This is a genomic window from Streptomyces sp. NRRL WC-3549 (genome assembly GCF_000721935.1).
GTDB lineage: Bacteria > Actinomycetota > Actinomycetes > Streptomycetales > Streptomycetaceae > Streptomyces.
Genome location: NZ_KL585400.1, coordinates 38,960 through 44,882 on the forward strand (window position 1 = coordinate 38,960; position 5,923 = coordinate 44,882).

Genomic DNA, 5,923 nt, shown 5'->3' on the forward strand with positions numbered 1-5,923 from the left:
CCACCGACACCCCGCCGGCCGAGCCCGTCACCACCCCGACGGCCGCACTCCCGTCCGAGCCCACCGGATGACCTGAGCCCCCGCCCGGCAGCGCGCCGGGCGGGGGCTCAGGTGTGTTCCAGGGGTGGCGGGCTACTTGCCCAGCACCGCCTGCATCACGCTCTTCGCGATCGGGGCGCCGAGGCGGCCACCGGAGATGTCGGAGCGGGAGATGTCCATGGCCGTCGGGTCGATGAACACCGCGACCGCCACCGAGCGGCCGTCGGACGCCTTGCCGTACGAGACGAACCAGCCGTACGGGACTTCCTTGCTCACGTCGTTGCCACGCTGGGCCGTACCCGTCTTGCCGCCCACCGTCACGCCGTCGATCAGCGCCTTCTGCGCGCTGCCCTCCTTGGCGGTGAACTCCATCATCTCCTGGACCTTCTTCGCCGTCTCCGGCGAGACCGCCTGGCTCATCTCCTTCGGCTCGTGCTTCTCCAGCGTCGACACGTCCGGGCCGCGCAGCTCCTCCACGACATGCGGCTGCATCAGCTTGCCGTCGTTGGCGAGCGCGGCCGTCACCATCGCCATCTGCATCGGGGTGCTCGTGAGGCTGCCCTGGCCCATGCCCGTCAGGGCCGTACCGGGCTTGTCGAGCTCCTCGGGGTAGAGGCTCTTGGTGGCGAGCATGTCGCCGAACTCCTCCGAGTAGACGTCCTCGTTGAAGCCGAACTTCTCCGCCGTCTCCCGCATCTTCTCGTCGCCGACCTTGAGCGCGGCGTCCAGGAAGACGTTGTTGCAGGAGTACTGCATGGCCGTCTTCATCGACGCCTTGTTGCACGTCGCGTCGCCGGCCTCACTGCTGATCTTGGTCGTGGACTGCGGCAGCGGGTACGGGGAGACCGCGTCCGTCGGCGCGTTGACGTCCGTGACGACACCGGCCTCCAGGGCGGCGGCGGCCGTGAGGATCTTGAAGGTGGAGCCGGGCGGGAAGGTCTCGCGCAGCGGCCGGTTGGCGAGCGGCTTGCTCTTGTCGTCCACCAGCGCCTGGAACTTGTCGCCCTCCTTGAAGGAGTTGCCGGCGAAGACCGAAGGGTCGTACGAGGGGGTCGAGACCAGGGCGAGCACCTTGCCGGTCGACGGTTCCAGCGCGACGACCGCGCCCCGGGCGTCCAGGTCGGTCAGCCCCTTGTACCCGGCCTCCTGCGCCTTCGCGTCGATGGTCGTGATCACGTCCCCGCCCCGGCGCGGTTCACCGGTGAGGATGTCCTTGGCGTGCCGGAAGGCGAACCGCTCGTCCTGGCCGCTGAGGATGGAGTCGTACGTCTTCTCCAGGAGGGACATGCCCTGCGCCTGCGAGGCGTAGCCGGTGACCGGGGCGTACATCTTGCCCTGCTTGAAGGTGCGCTGGTACTTGAAGTCGGTCCCCTCGACCTCCTTCGACCCGGTGATCGCCTTGCCGTTCACGATGATGTCGCCGCGCGGCGTCGCGAACTGGGTGATCTTCACCCGGCGGTTGTGCTCGTGGGTGGCCAGCTCCTCGCTCTGGGCGAACTGGAGCCAGTTCGTCCGGATCAGCAGGGCCAGCATCAGCAGCCCGCAGAAGATGGCTATGTGGCGCAACGGCCTGTTCATCCTGCTCCCGCTCCCAGGCGGCAGCCGAGCACACACGCACACGGGCCGCACCATCGATGTCCGGAGGTGATAGATGCGATTTTAGCCTCGCCGGTTGCACACGGGACCGGCGGCCAGGGATGGCGGCCCGGGCGGGGTGTCTCCTCAGAGGAACGCGGCGTGCGCGTCCAGCGCCCGCAGCACCTCCGGCTCACCGGCGGGCGGGAGTTGCAGCACGACCTCCTCGATCCCCAGCTCCGCGAAGTGCGCCAGCTTGCCGGGGCTCGGTACGACGGCGTACGGCACCACCTGGAGGTGACCGGGGTCACGGCCCGCCGCCTCCCACTCCGCACGGAGCTTCGGCAGCGCCTCCGCCAGCCCCCGGCCACCGATCGGCAGCCAGCCGTCCGCGTTCCGGGCGATCTGCGCGAAGAGCTTCGGGCCCGCCGCCCCGCCGATCAGGGTGCGGGGGCCGTTCACCGGACCGCGTGGCCGCTGCACCGGCTTGGGGTACGCGTGGCTCGCCCGCACCGATGCGAACTCGCCCTCGTACGCCGTGGGTTCGTCCGCCCACAGGGCCCGCATCAGCGCCAGCCGGTCGCCGCCCAGCGCCCGCCGCGTCGCCCAGTCGACCCCGTGGTCGGCGGCCTCCTCCACGTTCCAGCCGAAGCCGATGCCGAGCGTGAGGCGTCCACCGGAGAGGTGGTCCAGGGTGGCGGCCTGCTTGGCCAGGTCGATGGGGTCGTGCTGGGCGATCAGCGTGATGCCGGTCCCCAGGGCCAGCCGCTCGGTGACCGCGCCCGCCTGCGCCAGGGCGACGAAGGGGTCCAGGGTGCGGCCGTACTCGGGCGGGAGCTCGCCGCCCGCCGGGTAGGGGCTCTCCCGGCTGACCGGGATGTGGGTGTGCTCGGGCAGGTACAGCCCGTGGAACCCCCGCCGCTCCAGCTCGTGTGCGAGCCGTACCGGCGTGATCGTCTCATCGGTGAGGAAGATCGTCGTGGCGATCCGCATGCGAGGCACCTCCGTGGTCGGGCGTGACGGACCCAACGTATGCCGAACGGCGGGCGGAGCGGACCCACCGGCCATGGATCCACGGCGGGCCGGCCGGGCTCGGTCTTCGCCCTCCCTCACACGACGGAGGTGAGCCGCACGGGTCCGTAAGTAGGCCGTTGCCGTGTCCGCCGCACCGGCCCCGGGTAGGCAGGCTTCAGGACCCGTGCGAGTGACTTTCGGCGGGAGTGACAGCATGAGTGTCAGTAGCCCCTGCTTGACTATGGCCATCGACACCGGGGAGCGAGTTGTGCCGACTGTGATCCATAGGACGCGCAGCGAGCTTGTGGAGCAGCGCGAAAGGCTGCTGGCCGGCGTCCACATGAGCTACGAAGAGCTGGCGGAGCGTGCGGCGACATACAGCCTCAGCCTTCGCGAGCTGGACGTTTGGCACACCATCGAAGGACTCGACTACCTCCTTGACGGTGACGAGGTCAAGCCCTTCTGGCCGTAGCGCCGCGCCCCACTCCCCTACCGCCGGTACAGCCCCTCGATCTCCTCCGCGTAATCCCGGGTGATCGCGTCCCGCTTCAGCTTCAGGGACGGTGTCAGGTGGCCGCCCTCCTCGGTGAAGTCCTTGGTCAGCACCGTGAACTCACGGATCGACTCGGCCCGCGAGACCAGCCGGTTGGCCTCGTCCACCGCGCGCTGGAGCGCCCCGCGCAGTTCCTCGTCGTGGACGAGTTCGCGGATCGGGACGCCCTCCTTCTTGTGCATCCGGCGCCAGTGGGCGAGCCCGTCCGGCTCCAGGGTGATCAGGGCGCCGATGAACGGCCGGTCGTCGCCGACGACGAGGCACTGGCTGACCAGCGGGTGGGCGCGGAGCCAGTCCTCCAGTGGGGCGGGGGTGACGTTCTTGCCGCCAGACGTGATGAGGATGTCCTTCTTGCGCCCGGTGATCGTGAGGTAGCCGTCCTCGTCCAACGCACCCAGATCGCCCGTCGGGAACCAGTCGTCCTCCCCGCGCGGCACCGGGCCGCCGCGCTCGGCGTCCCAGTAGCCCTGGAAGACCTGACCGCCGCCGAGCAGCACCTCGCCGTCGTCGGCGATCCGTACGGCGGTACCCGGCAGCGGCCAGCCCACCGTGCCCAGACGGGGCTTGAGGGGCGGGGTGACGGTGGCGGCGGCGGTGGTCTCGGTCAGCCCGTACCCCTCGAATATCTGGATGCCGGCGCCCGCGTAGAACGCCGCGAGCCGATGGCCCAGCGGGGAGCCGCCGCAGATCGCGTACCGTACGTGGCCGCCCAGCGCGGCCCGGATGCGCCGGTAGACCAGCGGGTCGTACAGGGCGCGGGCGGCCCGCAGCCCGAGCCCCGGCCCGGGGCCCGTGCCGTGCTGGGCGGCCTCGACCGCCTCGCCGTAGCGCCGGGCGATGCGGGCCGCACGGTCGAAGGAGGAGGCGCGGCCCATGTTCTCGGCGGTGGCCCGGCCGGTGTTGTAGACCTTCTCCAGGACGTACGGGATGGCCAGCAGGAACGACGGTTCGAAGCCCGCCAGGTCCGTGAGCAGGTCCTCGGTACGGATCGAGGGCGCGTGCCCGAGGCGGACCCGGGCCCGCATGCAGCCGATCGCGACCATCCGGCCGAAGACATGGCTGAGCGGCAGGAAGAGCAGGGTGGACGCCGGGTCCTTGGAGACGGACTTGAAGACCGGGTGGAGCAGTTCGATGGCGTTGTCCACCTCGGCGAAGAAGTTGCCGTGGGTCAGGACGCAGCCCTTGGGCCGGCCCGTGGTGCCCGAGGTGTAGATGAGGGTGGCGGGGCTGTGCGGCTCCAGGGTGGCGCGGCGCGCGGCGACCACCGCGTCCGGGACGTCCTTGCCGAGCGACTTCAGCCGGCCGATCGCCCCCGTGTCGAACTGCCACAGATGGGTGAGCGAGCCGAGTTGCTGCCGCTCCTGGCTGACCAGCCTGCCCTGCTCCTTGGTCTCCACGGCGCAGGCGGCGGCCCCCGAGTCCTGGAGGATCCAGCGGGTCTGGAAGGCGGACGAGGTCGGGTAGACGGGCACGGTGACCAGGCCCGCCGCCCAGGACGCGAAGTCGAGCAGCGTCCACTCGTAGGTGGTACGGGCCATGATGGCGATCCGGTCGCCGGCCCGGAGGCCCTCCGCGATCAGCCCTTTGGCGACGGCCTGGACCTCGGCCGCGAAGTCGGCGGCGGTGACGTCCTGCCAGGTGCCGTCGGGCCGCTTGCGGCTGAGCACGGTCTCGGCCGGGGCCTCGCGGGCGTTGTCGAAGGGGATCTCCGCGAGCGAACCCCGCCGGACGACCGGCGCGAACAGGGGTACGGAGACCTCCCGTACCGTGCCGTCCGACGCCCTGACCCTGGTCGGTTCGACCAGGACGGGTGCGGAGGGGGCGGCGGGGGTGGCGGATGCGGGCGTGGACACGGGCGGCTCCTCGACAGGGGGTCCGGCGCCGGGCCCGTCCCTGGGCTCCGGCGCCGGCGCGGGCGGTGGGCGCGCGGGGCGTACGTGTGCGGTGAAGCGGTTCCGGTGGGGCGGAGGGGGTGCGTGCCGGAAGGGGCGTACGCGAAGGGCGTCAGGCCGTCAGGGGCGCGTCAGGCCGTCAAGGGGGTCAGGGGCATCAGGGGGTCAGGGGCGTCAGGGTGTCAGGCGCGTCAGGGGGTGTCAGGGGCGTTCCAGGATCGCCGTGACCCCCTGGCCGCCCGCCGCGCAGACCGAGATCAGGCCACGGCCCGGTCCGTCCCGCTCCGCGAGAAGCTTGGCCAGGGTGGCGACGATCCGGGCGCCGGTCGCGGCGAACGGGTGCCCGGTGGCGAGCGACGACCCGGCCACGTTGAGCTTCTCCCGGTCCACCCGTGCCAGGCCCTGCTTCTCCCAGGAGGCCAGGGTGGCCAGGACCTGGGAAGCGAAGGCCTCGTGGATCTCGATCAGGTCGAAGTCCTCGATGCCGAGGCCGGCCCGTTCCAGCATCCGCGGGACGGCGTACGCGGGCGCCATCAGCAGACCGTCCTCGCCGTCCACGTAGTCCACCGCGCCCGTCTCGTACAACGACAGGTAGGCGAGCGGGGCGTGCTCGTGGGCCTCGGCCCACTCCTCGCTCGCCAGCAGCACGGTGGCGGCTCCGTCGGTGAGCGGGGTCGAATTGCCCGCCGTCATCGTCGCGCCGGGGTGCCCGGCGCCGAACACCGGCTTGAGGGTGGCCAGTTTGCCGGCGGTGGAGCCGGGGCGGAGGTTCTGGTCGCGTTCCAGACCGAGGTAGGGGACGACCAGGTCGTCCAGGAAGCCCCGCTCGTACGCGGCGGCGAGCCGCTGG

Annotated in this window: 4 protein-coding genes and 1 pseudogene; 1 reads left to right on the top strand and 4 read right to left on the bottom strand. The window is 71.4% G+C overall.

Going from position 1 to position 5,923, the window contains the following annotated elements; all coding sequences use genetic code 11:
* Positions 1-132: 132 nt before the first annotated feature.
* Positions 133-1,617, bottom strand: coding sequence for a peptidoglycan D,D-transpeptidase FtsI family protein (locus IH13_RS0115955; RefSeq protein WP_031084954.1), 1,485 nt, complete (start codon positions 1,615-1,617; stop codon positions 133-135).
* A gap of 144 nt (positions 1,618-1,761) precedes the next feature.
* Positions 1,762-2,607, bottom strand: coding sequence for an LLM class F420-dependent oxidoreductase (locus IH13_RS0115960; protein WP_031084955.1), 846 nt, complete (start codon positions 2,605-2,607; stop codon positions 1,762-1,764).
* 262 nt (positions 2,608-2,869) lie between these two features.
* On the opposite strand from IH13_RS0115960, the gene IH13_RS0115965 reads away from it, so the two are divergent.
* Positions 2,870-3,100 (top strand): hypothetical protein, encoded by a 231-nt coding sequence (locus IH13_RS0115965; RefSeq protein ID WP_420713368.1) that lies wholly within the window; start codon positions 2,870-2,872, stop codon positions 3,098-3,100.
* Between the two features lie 17 nt (positions 3,101-3,117).
* Here the strand turns inward: IH13_RS0115965 and IH13_RS0115970 are convergent, their stop codons facing one another.
* Positions 3,118-5,034: an AMP-dependent synthetase/ligase gene (locus IH13_RS0115970; RefSeq protein WP_031084958.1), complete on the bottom strand. Its 1,917-nt coding sequence runs from the start codon at positions 5,032-5,034 to the stop codon at positions 3,118-3,120.
* 240 nt (positions 5,035-5,274) lie between these two features.
* Positions 5,275-5,923, bottom strand: a pseudogene (locus IH13_RS0115975) (acetyl-CoA C-acyltransferase); the annotation flags it as partial.

Bases quoted from the DNA above. Each gene is read 5' to 3' on its own strand.
- IH13_RS0115960 (WP_031084955.1), bottom strand. From the start codon at position 2,607: ATGCGGATCGCCACGACGATCTTCCTCACCGATGAGACGATCACGCCG.
- IH13_RS0115965 (WP_420713368.1), top strand. From the start codon at position 2,870: ATGGCCATCGACACCGGGGAGCGAGTTGTGCCGACTGTGATCCATAGG.
- IH13_RS0115955 (WP_031084954.1), bottom strand. From the start codon at position 1,617: ATGAACAGGCCGTTGCGCCACATAGCCATCTTCTGCGGGCTGCTGATG.